Annotated in this window: 14 protein-coding genes, 1 tRNA gene, 5 pseudogenes and 1 riboswitch; of the genes and pseudogenes, 12 read left to right on the top strand and 8 right to left on the bottom strand. The window is 71.1% G+C overall.

Going from position 1 to position 14903, the window contains the following annotated elements; all coding sequences use genetic code 11:
• The 4 genes and pseudogenes from BN10_RS02220 to BN10_RS18180 form a co-directional block, all read left to right on the top strand.
• Positions 1–402 (top strand): hypothetical protein (locus tag BN10_RS02220; RefSeq protein ID WP_040750764.1); only part of this gene is annotated, 402 nt, incomplete at its 5' end.
• A 215-nt stretch (positions 403–617) separates the two neighbouring features.
• Positions 618–690: transfer RNA gene (locus BN10_RS02225), tRNA-Arg, on the top strand.
• Positions 691–839: 149 nt separating this feature from the next.
• Positions 840–1217 (top strand): annotated as a pseudogene (locus BN10_RS02230) (mycothiol transferase); the annotation flags it as partial.
• A gap of 41 nt (positions 1218–1258) precedes the next feature.
• Positions 1259–1375 carry a hypothetical protein gene (locus BN10_RS18180; RefSeq protein ID WP_407674660.1) on the top strand — a complete coding sequence of 39 codons (117 nt, stop codon included), beginning with the start codon at positions 1259–1261 and terminating at the stop codon, positions 1373–1375.
• A 63-nt stretch (positions 1376–1438) separates the two neighbouring features.
• On the opposite strand, the gene BN10_RS02235 is transcribed toward BN10_RS18180, so the two are convergent.
• Positions 1439–1621 (bottom strand): hypothetical protein, encoded by a 183-nt coding sequence (locus tag BN10_RS02235; protein WP_010849524.1) that lies wholly within the window; start codon positions 1619–1621, stop codon positions 1439–1441.
• A gap of 210 nt (positions 1622–1831) precedes the next feature.
• On the opposite strand from BN10_RS02235, the gene BN10_RS02240 reads away from it, so the two are divergent.
• Positions 1832–2704: a peptidase inhibitor family I36 protein gene (locus BN10_RS02240; RefSeq protein ID WP_010849525.1), complete on the top strand. Its 873-nt coding sequence runs from the start codon at positions 1832–1834 to the stop codon at positions 2702–2704.
• Between the two features lie 132 nt (positions 2705–2836).
• Here BN10_RS02240 and BN10_RS02245 read toward each other — a convergent pair whose 3' ends face one another.
• The 6 genes and pseudogenes from BN10_RS02245 to BN10_RS17645 form a co-directional block, all read right to left on the bottom strand.
• Positions 2837–3889 (bottom strand): ribonucleotide-diphosphate reductase subunit beta, encoded by a 1053-nt coding sequence (locus BN10_RS02245; protein WP_010849526.1) that lies wholly within the window; start codon positions 3887–3889, stop codon positions 2837–2839.
• Positions 3886–6330: a ribonucleoside-diphosphate reductase subunit alpha gene (locus BN10_RS02250; protein ID WP_010849527.1), complete on the bottom strand. Its 2445-nt coding sequence runs from the start codon at positions 6328–6330 to the stop codon at positions 3886–3888. Before BN10_RS02250 ends, BN10_RS02245 begins: the two co-directional genes overlap by 4 nt.
• A 144-nt stretch (positions 6331–6474) precedes the next feature.
• Positions 6475–6705, bottom strand: a riboswitch (cobalamin riboswitch).
• 49 nt (positions 6706–6754) lie between these two features.
• A complete protein-coding gene (locus BN10_RS02255; RefSeq protein ID WP_010849528.1) occupies positions 6755–7525 on the bottom strand; it encodes a hypothetical protein in 771 nt (256 codons plus the stop codon).
• A gap of 259 nt (positions 7526–7784) precedes the next feature.
• Entirely contained in the window at positions 7785–8021 is a 237-nt protein-coding gene (locus BN10_RS18335; protein ID WP_456153903.1) for a hypothetical protein, read from the bottom strand.
• 168 nt (positions 8022–8189) lie between these two features.
• A pseudogene (locus BN10_RS18340) lies at positions 8190–8654 on the bottom strand (hypothetical protein); the annotation flags it as partial.
• Positions 8644–8769, bottom strand: a pseudogene (locus BN10_RS17645) (HTH domain-containing protein); the annotation flags it as partial. The pseudogenes BN10_RS17645 and BN10_RS18340, both read right to left, overlap by 11 nt.
• 100 nt (positions 8770–8869) lie before the next feature.
• Here BN10_RS17645 and BN10_RS02265 point away from each other — a divergent pair.
• Positions 8870–10447: an MFS transporter gene (locus tag BN10_RS02265; protein WP_010849532.1), complete on the top strand. Its 1578-nt coding sequence runs from the start codon at positions 8870–8872 to the stop codon at positions 10445–10447.
• Here the strand turns inward: BN10_RS02265 and BN10_RS02270 are convergent.
• Entirely contained in the window at positions 10368–11048 is a 681-nt protein-coding gene (locus BN10_RS02270) for a CGNR zinc finger domain-containing protein (RefSeq protein WP_010849533.1), read from the bottom strand. The two genes, BN10_RS02265 and BN10_RS02270, sit on opposite strands and share 80 nt — an antisense overlap.
• Positions 11049–11131: 83 nt before the next feature.
• Between BN10_RS02270 and BN10_RS17650 the strand changes: the two genes are divergently transcribed.
• From BN10_RS17650 to BN10_RS17145, 6 genes and pseudogenes are all read left to right on the top strand, one after another.
• Complete coding sequence (locus tag BN10_RS17650; protein WP_051369602.1) at positions 11132–11683, top strand: hypothetical protein; 552 nt, start codon at positions 11132–11134, stop codon at positions 11681–11683.
• 56 nt (positions 11684–11739) lie between these two features.
• Positions 11740–12081 (top strand): annotated as a pseudogene (locus tag BN10_RS18185) (aminotransferase class I/II-fold pyridoxal phosphate-dependent enzyme); the annotation flags it as partial.
• A gap of 100 nt (positions 12082–12181) precedes the next feature.
• Entirely contained in the window at positions 12182–12415 is a 234-nt protein-coding gene (locus BN10_RS17135) for a hypothetical protein (protein ID WP_010849537.1), read from the top strand.
• Between the two features lie 62 nt (positions 12416–12477).
• A pseudogene (gene cobT / locus BN10_RS02290) lies at positions 12478–13436 on the top strand (nicotinate-nucleotide--dimethylbenzimidazole phosphoribosyltransferase); the annotation flags it as partial.
• Positions 13437–13450: 14 nt separating this feature from the next.
• Positions 13451–14209 (top strand): adenosylcobinamide-GDP ribazoletransferase, encoded by a 759-nt coding sequence (locus tag BN10_RS17140; protein ID WP_010849539.1) that lies wholly within the window; start codon positions 13451–13453, stop codon positions 14207–14209.
• Positions 14206–14903 (top strand): CobD/CbiB family cobalamin biosynthesis protein (locus BN10_RS17145; protein ID WP_040752317.1); only part of this gene is annotated, 698 nt, incomplete at its 3' end. The genes BN10_RS17140 and BN10_RS17145, both read left to right, overlap by 4 nt.

A 14903-nucleotide genomic window follows, 5' to 3' on the forward strand; every position in this document is an offset into this window, starting at 1 on the left:
GTGCCGGTATCGGCCGGTGCCGTCCCGTTGGCGCGCACCTCGTGGTCGATGAGGAAGACGCTTGCGGTCGCAGCTGCGGCCCTGGGCATTGCCACTGTCGGAGCGGCTGGAGGCGCAACGGCCGTCGCGCTCAGCCAGCACGACGACAACCAGGGCAGCGGCACCAGCCAGAACTCCCAGTTCGGCCCCGGAAGTGGGCAGGTCGATCCGGACGGCGACAACTGGCAGGGCGGCCCCGGTCGCCGCGGCGGCATGCCGCCTGGTGGTTTGGACGGCCAGACCCAGACCGACCCGAACGGGGGAAGCGGACAGACCGACCCCAACGGCGGCACCACCACGCCCAACGGCGGCTCCGGCACCTCGTCCCGCCAGACCCCGACTCTCCCCGGCGCCGCCGGCTGAGCATCCGCCAGGGGGTACGTCCGCAGAGTCTGCAGTTGCGCCACCATTTGGCGCATGTCACATGCGCCCGTATGTGGCGCAACTGCAGACGCTCGGGCGGGGGTCCCCCCGGCGGCTGGCTCGGCCGCGAATGCTGGGGCGGCGGACAAGCCGGGTGCGCCCTCGGCGGGCGATTTCGTGGCCGGGCCGGTCGACGGGTACGATCGATTCTCGTTGCGCCCGTAGCTCAACGGATAGAGCATCTGACTACGGATCAGAAGGTTAGGGGTTCGAATCCCTTCGGGCGCGCTCTGAGTTGAGACAGACGATGGGGCCCTGACCAGCGGAGACGCCGGTCGGGGCCTTTCTCGTGCGGCCACCGTCGTTGCCACGGGCGACTGCGACCTTGATGGCCAAGCGATTTGTCGATCGTGGACGTTCGGGTGCGTCAATGGGGCATGACAGACAACGACAACGACGCACCCCGCGACGACGCCGCAGCGGTCACGGCCGAGCTGCTCGACTGGATCGAGGCGACCGTGCGCCACCTGGTGGCCTGCGCCGACGGCCTGACCGATGCCCAGCTGCGTACGCCCGTGACCACCTCCGGCTGGACCGTGCTCGGGCTGCTGGACCACGTGCGCGACTCGACGGTCTTCTGGCTGGAGCACGTGGTCGTCGGCTCGGCGGCCGAGCTCGACGAGGACAAGCCCTGGGACAACGACCCCGCTGCGAGCGCGCAGGACGTGATCGCGCGCGTGGAGTCGGACGTGGCGCGGGCTTGCGCGGCGGCCCGCGGCACGCCCCACGACGCCGCCCCCGGCTGGTGGGGCCGGAGGGCGCGTGGGGTGGCTACCGGCAGGACAGCGTGCGGGGCGTGCTCCTGCACCTGCTCAAGGACAACGCGGCCCACTCGGGACAGCTGGACGTCGTCCGGGAAGGCATCGACGGTGCCGTGTGGGACTTCGCGATCGGCGGCGTCAGACGTCCTTGACGTAGCGGTGGACCGGCACCGTGACGCGCCCAGGTAGCCGTCCCGGCCCAGCCCGCGACGACTTCACAGGCGACGGGCGCGCAGCGCGACGACGACCCCGAGCAGCGCCACGAAGGGGCCGATGAACGCCCACAGGATGTTGCCCGACATGGAGCTCCCGCCCACCACGCCGAACCCCTGCAGCGTCCACAGCACACCGATCGCCGTGAGCAGTCCTCCGGTGATGAGCAGGGCCGGTCGTCGCATGCGGGCAGGGTATGCCGCGCTGTGTCCGGCCGCACGTGGCGCACCCACGTGGGTCGTGACGGGGGAGCCGGCGACCGCCGCGGCGCCCGTGGATCGTTCACACCGACACGGCGCGCTTGGTGGGAAATTTACGCATTCGCCACCGTTTCGGGGTGACCTGCGGGACCGGGCGTCAGCAGGATCGGTCTCCCACCGTCTGAAGGAGCGAGTGTGAAGACCTCTGTGATCGCCAGGGCCGCCGCTGCGGTCGCCGTCCTCGGGACCGCCCTGCTCGCCGCCCCGGGCGGTGCTCAGGCTGCCGGACGCGACGGCACCTGCGACTCCGGCGAGTTCTGCCTCTACTACAACAGCGACAACGCGGGTTCGGTCTCCGACTTCACGACCTCGATCTCGGACTACGGGGACACGCAGCCGTCGTGCTACGAGTTCAAGGGCGCCGGCAACGGCCAAGGTCTGTGCGTGAAGAACAATGCGGCCTCGGTGTGGAACCGCACCGGTGGGTCCGTGACCGTCTTCTACAACAGCGGGTATGCCGGTGACAGCCAGACCTTCGCGGCCGGCGCCAAGGGCAACCTCAACGCGACCCTGAAGAACGAGAACGCCTCCCACCGCCTCGGCGGCGGCACCTCGACCAAGGTGGACATGTCCGACGCGCTCTACGTCGGTGGCGGCGGTCGGCTCACCACGGGCTTCGACGGGTACGTGAACACCCCGGGGCGGCACGAGGGCATCGACTTCGCCAAGGCCAGCGGCGCCGGGGTCAAGGCCCTGCTCGGCGGCACGGTGACCAACGTCGTCGAGGGGGGCACCAGCTTGTCCACCATCGCGGTCTACAACGCCACCTACGACAAGACGATCATCTACCTGCACACCAACCCGCTCGACAGCGTCGACACCGGTGACAGCATCAGCAAGGGCCAGCAGATCGCGACCGAGGCGTCCCGTGGCGCCAGCGCGACGCACACCCACGTCGAGATGCGGCTGGGCCGCAGGACCCTGGCGGCCAAGAGCGTCAACGACCCGGTGCTCGACAACCCGAACCCCAACCCCTTCTGGGAAGCCCGCGGCTACAACGTGCGCTGAGCCGGCCACGCGCCGCGCTGGTATGCCGCGTGGTGCCGTGAGGGGTGACCACGCGGCATACCAGCGCTGCTTGCGTCTGCATGGTCGGCTGCCATGGCAACCGACCACGCAGACGCAAGCAGTCCGGGGCGCTCAGAAGTCGTCGTCGAAGGCGACGCTCCCGGTGACTCCCACCTGGTAGGCCGACACGCGCCGCTCGAAGAAGTTCGAGAGCTCCTGCACGTCCTGGAGCTCCATGAACGCGAGCGGGTTCTTCGAGCCGTACTCCGGCTCGAGCCCCAGCTGCTGGAGGCGCCGGTCGGCGACGTTCTCCAGGTAGAGCCGCATGTCTGTGGTCGACAGCCCGGCCACACCGCCGCCGAGCAGGTCCTGGGCGAACTGCGCCTCGGCGTCCACCGCGTCACGCAGCATCTGCCGGACGTCGGCCGCCATCTGCTCGTCGAAGAGGTCGGGTTCCTCGGCCCGCACGGTCTCCACGACGTCGAACGCGAACGACATGTGCATCGACTCGTCGCGGAATACCCAGTTGGTGCCGGAGGCGAGGCCGTTGAGCAGACCCCGCGAGCGCAGGAAGTAGACGTAAGCGAAGGCACCGTAGAAGAAGAGCCCTTCGATGCACGCCGCGAAGCAGATCAGGTTGAGCAGGAAGGCTTTTCGGTGCTCCCGGGTCTCCAGCGCATCGAGGTCGAACACCGAGTCGATCCAGCGGAAGCAGAAGTCGGCCTTGTGCTTGATGGAGGGAATGTTGTCGACGGCCGCGAAGGCCTCCGCGCGCTCGCCCTCGTCGGGGACGTAGGTGTCGAGCAGGGTCAGGTAGAACTGCACGTGCACCGCCTCCTCGAACAGCTGACGGCTGAGGTAGAGGCGACCCTCGGGGGAGTTGATGTGCTGGTACAGGTTGAGCACCAGGTTGTTGGCCACGATCGTGTCGCCGGTGGCGAAGAAGGCGACCAGCCGAGACACCAGGTGCCGCTCAGCGGCGGTGAGGCGCTGGAGGTCCTTCAGGTCCGAGTGCAGGTCGACCTCCTCGACCGTCCAGGTGTTCTTGATCGCGTCGCGGTAGCGCTCGTAGAACTGCGGGTAGCGCATCGGCCGCAGGGTGAGGTTCATCCCCGGGTCGAGCAGCATCCGCTCGCCGTCGGGGGGAGTGGTGTGGTCGGTGGCGGTGGACAGGTCGGTGGTCATTCGCAGGCCTCGCAGTTCTCGGGGTTCTCCAGGGAGCAGGCGATCGCGTCCTGATCGGACCTGGTCTGGTCGGTGGGGGCAGGGGCGGAAGGAGTCGCCGCGGCGACGGAGACCGTCGCCTGCTGGATGCGCGTCGCGGGACGGGAGCGCAGGTAGTAGGTCGTCTTGAGGCCGGCCTTCCAGGCGTAGAGGTACATCGAGCTGAGCTTCCCGATGGTCGGCGCCGCGAGGAACAGGTTGAGCGACTGGCTCTGGTCGATGTACGGCTGTCGCGCGGCGGCGAGCTCGATCAGCGCCTTCTGCGGCAGCTCCCACGCCGTGCGGAACAACAGCCGCACGTCGGCGGGCAGGTCGAGGATGCCCTGCACCGATCCCTCGCTGCGCTTGATCGCCTCGCGCACCTCGAGGGTCCACAGGCCGCGCGACTTGAGCTCGCGCACGAGGGCCGTGTTGACCTGGAGGAACTCACCCGACAGCGTCTCGCGCTTGAACAGGTTGCTCACCTGCGGCTCGATGCACTCGTAGGCCCCGGTGATCGAGGCGATCGTCGCCGTGGGCGCGATGGCGATCAGCAGGCTGTTGCGAAGACCGTTGGCAGCAATGGCCTTGCGCACGGCTTCCCACCGCTCGGTCTGGGTCGGGGTCACCTCCCACAGGTCCGGCTGCAGGTCGCCGCGCGCTGCCCGTGTCTGGTCGTATGCCGGGTGGGCGCCGTGCTCGGCCGCGAGCTCCGCGGACCGCTCCAGCGCGGAGAGGTAGACCTCCTCGCTGATGCTGGTCGACAGCTCGAGGGCCTCGGGGGAGTCGAACGGCAGGCGCAACGCGAAGAACACGTCCTGCAGCCCCATCATGCCGAGGCCTACCGGTCGCCACCGGGGGTTGGATGCCGCCGACTCCTCGCTCGGGTAGTAGTTGATGTCGACCACCCGGTCGAGGTAGGTCACCGCCGTGCGGACGGTCGATCGCAGTGTCTCCCAGTCGATCCCGTCACGGCCTGGGGTGAGGTGCCGGGCCAGGTTGACCGACCCGAGGTTGCAGACCGCCGTCTCCTCGTTGCTCGACACCTCGATGATCTCGGTGCACAGGTTCGACAGGTGCACGACCGGCGCGCCCGGAACCTGGTCGTCCGAGGTCTGGTTGCAGGTGCGGTTGCTGGCGTCCTTGAACGTCATCCACCCGTTGCCGGTCTGGGCCAGGGTGCGCATCATCTTGCCGTAGAGCTCGCGCGCGCTCACGGTGCGCACGACGCGGCCGTCACGCTCCGCGGCGGCATACGCCTCCTCGAAGGCCGGTCCCCACAGGTCCGGCAGCTCGGGCACCGCGTGCGGGTCGATCAGCGACCACGGCTCGTCCGCCTCGACCCGTCGCATGAACTCGTCGGGGATCCAGTTGGCCAGGTTGAGGTTGTGCGTGCGCCGGGCGTCCTCGCCGGTGTTGTCGCGCAGCTCGAGGAACTCCTCGATGTCGGGGTGCCACGGCTCGAGGTAGACGCAGGCCGCCCCCTTGCGTCGGCCGCCCTGGTTGACCGCCGCGACCGAGGAGTCGAGGGTGCGCAGCCAGGGGACGATGCCGTTGGAGTGACCGTTGGTGCCGCGGATGAGGGCGCCACGGGAACGGACCCGCGACCACGAGATGCCAATGCCCCCAGCGAATTTCGACAGCTTGGCAACCTGGGCGTAGCGGTCGTAGATCGAGTCGAGGTTGTCCTGGGGACTGTCCACGAGGTAGCAGGACGACATCTGGGTGTGGCGCGTGCCGGAGTTGAACAGGGTCGGTGAGCTGGGCAGGTACGCCAGCGATGACATCAGCCGGTAGAAGTCGATGGCCTCGCGCGCTGTGTTGGCCAGGCCGCAGGCGACCCGCAGCAGCCAGTACTGCGGCGTCTCGATGACGTCGCGGGTCTCGGGGTGGCGCAGCAGGTAGCGGTCGTAGACGGTGCGCAGCCCGAAGTACTCGAACCGGCGGTCGGCCCCGGCATCGATCGCGTGGTCGAGCTTGCGGGCGTTCGCCTCCACGAAGGCTGCCGTCCGGTCACCGATCAGGCCCTCGAGGTGTCCGAGCCGCACGGCCTGGCTGAAGGACGCGACCTGATGGCCGCGCACCTCCTTGTCGACGTAGTTGGCGAGCAACCGCGCGGCAAGCTTGGAGTACTCCGGTTCGCTGGCGGTCATCTCGGCCGCCGTCTGGATCGACAGCCGGTCGAGCTCGGCCGTCGTCGCGCCGTCGTACAGCCCGCTGATCGTGCGGGTGGCGATGGCCATGGGGTCGACCTCGGGCAGGTCGTCGCACCACCGGTCGACGGCACGGACGATCTTCATGACGTCGACAGGTTCGGCGTCGCCGTTGCGCTTGCGCACCTGCATCTGGGTGCGCCGCGGTGCGTCGTTCGTCGGGTGGGCGACGGGACCTGGATCGGTCGACTCGTCGGTGGTCTGGGTCATCTGCTCTCTCCTCGCGAGCGGTTCGGATGGCCGGACCAGGGGAGGAGGCGACGACGACACGGGGGCAGGCGCGCGGCATACCGCCGATCACTCCTGCACCACTGCCGCTGGACCCGCCCTCGAGGCCACGACCACACCACGCACGGGTGCGCGTGGCCGCTGGCAGGTCTTCGGACTCGTGGACGTGGCGGGTCGCGACCTGTGCTGTCTCGACCCACGCGCCTACCGGCCGTCGCTTCCCAGACTCGCGTCCAGTGCTTGGTGACGGCTTTCGTTTCCACTCACCGCTGCGGGGCAGTCCCGGAATCGCACCGGGTTCCCTCTTGCCCCGAAGCCGTTGGCTTACGGCTCCGGACCAGCTGCGAACCACCATATGGGGCGCCTCTGACAATTGGTGGCACCACATGTTGTGTCCGGCGTGTCGTCACCCGTCGGTGTGGGCCAGGTGCGCCCGGAGCGCGACGTAGACCTTGCGCACGCCGATCGCCCGCTGCAGGTCCTGCTCGATCCGGGTGAAGAACTCGCGCCGGTAGGTGCCGTCGGTGATGGCCTGGACGGCGAAGTAGAGCCCCGTGAAGGCGGAGAGGAAGATCGCGACGGAGAAGAGCTCTCGGCTGACGAGGTGCAGCGGCCCGGGGTAGTGCGGCGCCGACCCCGTCCACGCCTCGATGACGGCGGGCCGGATCGCGAGCGACCCGAAGAGCACGAAGAACGCGAAGACGATCAGGCTGAGCACGATCACCTGCACGGCCTGGGTGATGAAGAGCAGCATGAGGTTGCGTCGTTGCAACGCGGGCAGTCGGATGCCGGACACCTCACCCAGCAGGTGCTCCTCGGCCAGGATCTCGCGCGCGGCCGAGGCCACGGGGGTCTGCTCGGTCGTGCGGACGAGCAGGTCGCCCTCGACCTCGGCGCCCACGCGGTCGATCTCGGCGGAGAACGACGGTCCGAGGAAGGCGGTGGCGAGCACGGCGAAGATCCCCACGGTGCCCCAGAGCTGCTGACGGTCCAGCGCCGAGGCGACCTGCCACACCTCGGTGTTGATGAACAGGAACGTGATGAACAGCAACAGGAACGGCAGGGCGCGAGTCACCATCGGCCGCAGCAGCGCCCGGCTCGCCCACGCCTCCCGCAACGCCCACCGGGTGATGCTCGCGACGCGGAAGACCACAAGCCCGCGGGCCACGGCGGCCACGGCGAACCAGCCGAGGAACTCCAGCGACCACCCGAGTGCGTCTTACCCGGGATCGAAGAGCCACCGTTCGAGCAGCAGCGCAGCGGCGGCGACCAGGACGAGCACGCCGGTCCACGACAGGACCCTGGTCCAGCGCGGGGCCGGCTGATCTGCTCGTACTCCTCCTCGACGAAGTACGGCAGCCCGTGCGCGTCGAACCAGGACTCGCACTTGGCGATGTCATTGCGGGTCAGCACCCGCCCAGCCTCCCAGACCCGGTTCAGCGGCTGCGGGAGGCGGCCGCCGCCGCGAACCGCTCGGACCAGTCGTCGAGCATGGCGTGGAGCTCGGCCGGGGCCGTCTCGATGTCAAAAGGGGCCCGCACCACGCCGAGGGCGAACAGCGGCCACTGTGGCTGGCCGGCATCCATCTCGACGCGGCAGCTCTGCGCGTCGATGGCAGCGACCTGGGCCCAGCGTCCGATCCGCCGCTCGACGTCCTCAGCCGGGGCGTGCACCGTGGCGACCACCTGCTGGCCGCGGTCGCGTTGCGAAAGTCCTTGCCGCACAGTGGACGCCGCGTCACCGCCGGGGATGTCGCGGCGCCTGAACCGGGCGCGCGTGCCCATGGGTGCGGAGAGCCGGTCTAGCCGGAACGAGCGCCAGTCCTGCCGTTCGAGGTCGTATGCCGCGAGGTACCAGCGGCGGCCGACCGTCACCAGCTGGTGGGGTTCCACGTGGCGACCGAGGTCCTCGCCGGCCGCCGCCCCCCCCGCCGCGGGCGGTGTAGCGGAACCGCAGTCGCTCCTCGTCGCGGATCGTCTGGGCGACGATCGACAGGACCTCCGCTGACACCTCCGGGGCGGTGCCGAACGGGGAGTCGACGGTGACGCTGCGCAGCGCCTCGGCGCGACGTTTGAGCTTGGCGGGCAGCACCTGCACGACCTTCGACAGCGCCGACAGCGATGCCTCGGCCAGGGCGCCGCTTCCCTGGTGGGCGGCGTTGCCGAGGGCGACCGCCATGGCGATCGCCTCGTCCTCCTCGACCGTGAGCGGTGGCATGGCTGCGCCGGCGCCGAGCTGGTAGCCGCCGTCGGCTCCCCTGGTGGCGTTGACCGGGTAGCCGAGCTCGCGCAACCGGTCGATGTCACGGCGCAGGGTGCGCTCGGACACCTCGAGGCGATCGGCGAGCTCGCCGCCCGGCCAGAACCGGTGGGTCTGGAGCAGCGACAGCAGTCGCAGGGCGCGGGAGCTGGTGTTGGCCATGGATCAAGAGTGCCTCACCATCAGGTCAGAAAGTGACCGGAAGGATCTCTAGCGTCGACCACGACCAGGAAAAGTCCACGACGCTCCGATCGGAGAGATCATGACCACGACAGTCGACACCCGGCCGACGACCACGGTGCCAGCCGAGGGCGCGACGCCGCCCTCAGGCGGCGACACGGCATACGCACCAACGAATTCTGCGCCGGATCGCGCGGCGCGACACGGGGCCCTCCCCACCGGCCGCGCGCGCACCATCGCATTGCTCAGCCTGTTCCTCGCCTCAACCATGGAGCTGCTGGACACGACCATCGTCAACGTCGCGCTGCCGACCATCGAACGCGGTCTCGCCGCTTCGCCGGCGCAGCTCCAGTGGATGGTGGCGGCCTACCCGCTGGCTTTCGCGGTCGGTCTGATCACGGGCTCGCGGCTCGGCGACCTGATCGGTCGCAAGCGGGTCTTCGTGGGTGGGTTGGTGGGCTTCACCCTCATGTCGGCGGCCTGCGGCTTCGCCCCGAACGCTGAGGCGCTCGTGGGCTTCCGTGCGCTCCAGGGACTGGCCGCGGCGGCGATGATCCCGCAGGTCCTCTCGAGCCTGCAGGTGATGTACCGGCCGGACGAGCGGGCCAAGGCGATGGGCATGTTCACCGGCCTCGCGGGTGTGTCGACCGTGCTCGGGCCGGTGCTCGGTGCCCTGCTCACCGAAGCCGACCTGGCCGGTCTGGGCTGGCGCGCGATCTTCCTCGTCAACGTCCCGGTTGGGGTGCTCGCCCTGGCGGCGGCGCTGCGCTGGGTGCCGGAATCCGTTGCCGCGCAGCGGCCCCCGATCGACCTTCGCGGCGTGGTGATGCTGGCCGTCGGTCTGCTCGCCGTCCTCTACCCGCTCACGCTCGGGCGTGAGCTGGGATGGCCGACCTGGCTGTATGCCGTGATGGCAGCGGGTCTGCTGGTGCTCGTCGCGTTCGTACGAACCCAGTGGCGTGCGGAGCGTTCGGGACGCGAGCCGCTCGTGGCGCTCAGCCTCTACCGGGAGCGCGGCTTCGCCGCCGGCTCGGCCCTGAACGCCGTGCTGTTCCTGGCCATGAGCGCGTACTTCCTGTGCCAGACCATCTACCTCCAGGCCGGGTTGGGCTGGTCGGTGCTCAAGGCCGGTCTCGTCGGGGTTCCCTTCGCGGTGACGACGGCCGTCATGGCGGGATTCGGGGTCGTCGTGCTGGCCCCGCGGATCGGGCGGCGCGTGCTGCAGCTCGGTGCGCTCACCTGGGCGGCAGGTGCCGGGCTGCTGTGGGTGACCGTGGCAGGAGCTGACGGCTCGACCTCCGTGTGGGCCTTCCTGCCGGGGCTCGTGGTGGCCGGCGCGGGATCTGGGCTGATGGTGGCGCCGATCGGGGTCTTCACCCTGGCGGGCGTTCCCGTGACCAAGGCCGGTTCGGCCTCCGGTCTCTCGCAGCCGACCGGGCAGCTGTCCGCCGCCACCGGCATCGCCATCGTGGGGTCGGTCTACTTCTCGATCGTCGACGCCCAGGCGCGCCACGGTGCGCAGGTGCCGGTCGACCTCTTCCGTCCGGCCATGCTGGCTGCCCTCGGGGTGCTGGTCGCGCTCATGCTCGGGGCTGCCGTCGTGGCGCACTTCCTGCCGCCCCGTCTCCCCGAGGCCCCGAGCGACCTGCCCGTGCACTGACCGTGTGGCGTGCCTGCTTGGCCCGGTTGCCGCACACGGCCATCTGGCACCACCGTCGACGCCCGGACGGGTCGAGGAACAGCCAGCCACAGCCCACCCCGGGGCACCTGCGCACCCGCTCGGGCGCGGGAGTGCTCAGCAGGTCGCCCGCGCTGACAAGGAACCCGTCCACCGGGTCGGCGAGCGTGGGGCGGCCGGCGAACCGCCAGGTGCCCCGGGTGGGGTCCGCCCCGTCGCGGACCAACCGCTGCCGTGCGCGGGCGTCTGCGACGGCTCGGGCGACCCGGGCGAAGGCGGCGTCGCTCGCCTCACCGAGCATCACGGCATACAGGTCCGGGCGTATGCCGCGGGCGCGCTCCAGCTCGCGCGTCGCCTCGTCGGGGCGGCGTGCGGCGGCGCGTTCGAGCTGCCCGGCCACCTCCGGCGTCAGGAGACCGTTCAGCCGGGCGAGGGTCGTCAGCCAGGGGTATCCGCGCAGGTACTCCTGACGGTCGTCCCAGGGTTCACCCCAGCCCGACCGGGTGTTCACGAGCTCCAGCGCCGGCTGTCCGGCGAGCTGCTTGGGGAGCACCCGCCCGTCGGCCTCGATCCACCAGCTCACGCAGCGCCCCTTGACATGCGGGCAGCATAACCGCTTGGTCGGAATAACCGGTTAAACAAAGGAAGTGGTTAGTGATACGTTCCATGGTGAAGCTGGGCACGGCCGTGGCGGCCGGCGCGACCCTCGTCCTCGGCGGTGCCACCGCCGCCGGGGCGACACCATCCGCCACGAGTGCGGACGACGGGTGGCACAAGGTGCACGAGGCGTGGCAGCCCTACGTCGAAGGGACCCTCACGCTGCCGGCCGACCGGTACTGCGGCGACTTCGACCTCGAGCTGAGCGCCCAGGAGCAGGACATCGTCTCGAAGGTCACGACCCGGTGGGACACCGGCGGCGAGCGGACCGTGGCCTACAAGGGGCCGTTGCTGACGCGCGCCACCAACCTCAGCACGGGCGAGTCCGTCGTCATCGACCTCGGGGGCAAGGCGGGTGCGCTCTACCGGGCCGACGGGTCACTCCAGACATATTCACTCAACGGCCCGGTCGGCGTCGGGTGGCCGCAGGATGGCGGCGGCCTGAGCCGCGGCTACTACCTGATGGACGGCAAGCACGTCATCGACTACGCGCCGGACGGCACCCGCACCCTCACCGAGGACAAGGGCAGCGAGACCGACGTCTGCCGCCTCGTGCGCTGACTTCGGCCACTGTCGGCCGCTCGCGTCCGACGCCACGTCGCGACCGGGATGCCCCTGTGTGCCATCCTCACGACGCGGACCTCGTCGTGCTCGGCAACCCGACCAACCCCACGGGCGTCCTCCACCCGGCCGGGTCGATCCGGCAGCTCCTGCGACCCGGACGGGTCGTCGTGGTCGACGAGGCCTTCATGGACTCCGTGCCGGGGGAGCCGGAGTCGCTCGTCTCCGACCGTGCGGCGGGCCTCGTGGTGGTCCGGAGCCTGACGAAGCTGTGGTCGATGCCCGGCATCCGAGCCGGCTTCGTCGTCGGAGACGCCGCCGTCGTCGCCGATCTGGCGGCGCACCAGCCGCCGTGGTCGGTCTCCACGCCGGCGATGGCCGCGACGGTGGCCTGCTCGACCGCCGAGGCCGCCGACGAGGCGCACCGACGGGTCACGTGCGCTCACGTCGTGGCGGGTCGACCTCGAGATCGCCCTGTCCTCCCTGGGGATCGAACACGTGACGTCCTCGGCCCCCTTCGTCCTGGCCCGCCCAGGCCGAGGCGTGCGGGAAGCACTGCGGGAGAGCGGTATCGCCGTCCGTCGGTGCGACACCTTCCCAGGACTCGACGACTCGTGGGTCCGCATCGCCGTGCGCCCGCCTGCGGCGTCGGCCCAGCTCGTCGCCGCCCTCGGGGCGCTCGTCGTCTCCCATCCCGTCCAGCCGAAGGAAGACGCTTCGTGCCGTCCGTGACATCCCCCTCGCCCATCGCCCGTCAGCACGCCACGAAGCGACTCGGCGCCCTGGCCACGCCCCCGGGGGCGCTCGGCAGGCTCGGCGACCTCGGCGTCTGGCTCGCTGCCTGCCAGGGCCGGGTCCCGACCGTGCCGGTCGACGACGCGCGCATGTGATCTTCGCCGGCGACCACGGGGTCGCGGCGCACGGCGTCTCGGCGTTCCCGCCGGCCATCACCGGTGCCATGGTGCGGACGTTCCTCGCGGGTCGGGCGGGCGTGAGCGCCCTCGCGACCGCGCACGGGGTCGCGGTCAGGGTGCTCGACCTCGGCGTCGACGAGGACTTCGACGACCTCGACACGGCGACGCGGGCCGCCCTCACCACGTACAAGGTGCGGCGGGGCAGCGGAGCCATCCATCTCGAGGACGCGCTCTCGGCCGTTGAGACGCGGCAAGCCCTCGACGCCGGGGCGGCTGTGGCGCGGGAGGAAATCGCTGCCGGTGCGCAGCTGCTGCTCGGGGGTGACATGGGCATCGGGAACACGACCCCTGCCGCGGCTCTCGTGGCGGCGGCCCTGGGGCTGCCGGCATCGGAGGTGGTCGGGCGGGGCACCGGGATCGACGACGACGTGCTCGCCCACAAGACCGCGGTCCTCGACGCCGCCCTGGCCAGGGCTGGACATCGCGTCGAGGACCCCGTCGAGACGCTCACGTCGCTCGGCAGCGCCGACCTCGCCGCGACGACCGGCTACCTCCTCGCCGCGGCCCGCGCCGGCGTCCCGGTGCTCCTGGACGGGTTGATGAGCGTGGCCTGCGCGCTCACCGCCGACCGGATCGACCCCGGTGCGGCAGCCTGGTTCGCCGCGGGCCACCGCAGCACCGAGCCGGCGCAGTCGCTCGCGCTGTCCAAGCTGGGCCTCGAGCCGCTTCTCGACCTCGGGCTGAGGCTCGGCGAAGGATCCGGCGCGGTGGCCGCCGTGCCCGTGGTCCGCAGCGCGTCGGCCCTCCTGCGTGACGTCGCGCTGCTCAGCGAGCTCTGACCGGGGGAGGGCGCGTGCTCGCGGACGCCTGGCGGCTGGCGGTCGGGACCCTGACGGTCCTGCCCGTCCGGGCTCCGACGACGGTGGACCGGCGACGCGCCGGATGGGCGATGCTCCTCGCACCGCTCGCCGTGCTGCCGCTCGCGCTCGCGGTCGGCGCCGTCGTCGCCCTCGGTCGCCTCCTCACCATGCCTGCGATCGTCGTGGCCGTCCTGGCCGTGGGGACCCTGGCGCTGGGGAGCCGGGCCCTCCACCTCGACGGGCTCTCCGACACCGCCGACGGGCTCACTGCCTCCTACGACCCCGCCAGGTCGCTCGCCGTGATGAAGGGCGGGACGGCGGGCCCCGCGGGTGTCGTCGCGGTCGTCCTGGTCCTGGGTCTTCAGGCGGCGGCAATCAGCGCCCTCGTGCCTCAGCCCCACGGTGCCGTCGTGGCGGGCCTCGCGGTCTGCATGTCCCGCGCGGCGCTCGCCGTCTGCTGCGTTCGAGGTGTGGGGGCCGCACGCGAGGACGGTCTCGGGCGGACGTTCACGCAGACCGTCACGCCGTGGGCAGCGGCCGCGTCGTGGGCCGGGGCGCTCGTCCTGATGGCCCTCGCCACCGACTGGGCGGGGCTTGGCTGGTGGCGCGGTGTCCTCGCCGGGGCCGTGGCCCTGGCCGTGGTGGCGCTGGTCCTGAGGCGGACCGTGCGGCGGTTCGGAGGGGTGACGGGGGACGTGTTCGGCGCCTGCATCGAGCTCGGCCTCGCCGGGCTGCTCGTGGCGCTCTCGTGAAGGACCGGGCCGTCGGGCTACTCCTCGGATTCACCGCTGACCGCCTCCTCGGGGACCCGCAGAAGTTCCACCCGGTTGCCGGGTTCGGCTCTGCGGCAGCCTCCTTGGAGCGTCTGCTGTACGCCGACTCGCGGAGGCGTGGAGCCGCCCACTCGCTCGTCCTGGTCGGAGCGGCCACCGTCGTGGGCGTCCTCGCGGACCGCTGGGGCAGGTCCCCCACAACCCGCACGGCCGTGACTGCGCTCGCGACGTGGGCCGTCCTCGGCGGGAGATCGCTCGAGCGGGAGGCCCAGGCGGTCCACGCCCACCTCGCGGCCGACGACCGCCCGGCAGCCCGGACGCGACTGACCCACCTCGTCGGCCGCGGAACGAACGGCCTCGACCCTTCGGAGGTCGCGCGCGCCGTCGTGGAGTCGGTCGCCGAGAACACCTCCGACGCCGTCGTCGCGCCCCTGGTGTGGGGAGCCCTGCTGGGCACACCCGGGCTCCTCGCCTACCGCGCCGCCAACACCCTCGATGCGATGGTGGGCCACCGGTCGCCCCGCTACGAGCGGTTCGGCTGGTCGGCGGCACGACTCGACGACGTCCTCAACCTTCCGGGGGCCCGGCTCGCCGGACTGCTGACCCTGGTCGCGGCCCCGTCGACGGCGCCGGCGGCCTGGCGCACGTGGCGCCGCGACGCCGCCGCCCATCC

The organism is Phycicoccus elongatus Lp2, from assembly GCF_000367525.1.
GTDB lineage: Bacteria > Actinomycetota > Actinomycetes > Actinomycetales > Dermatophilaceae > Phycicoccus_A > Phycicoccus_A elongatus.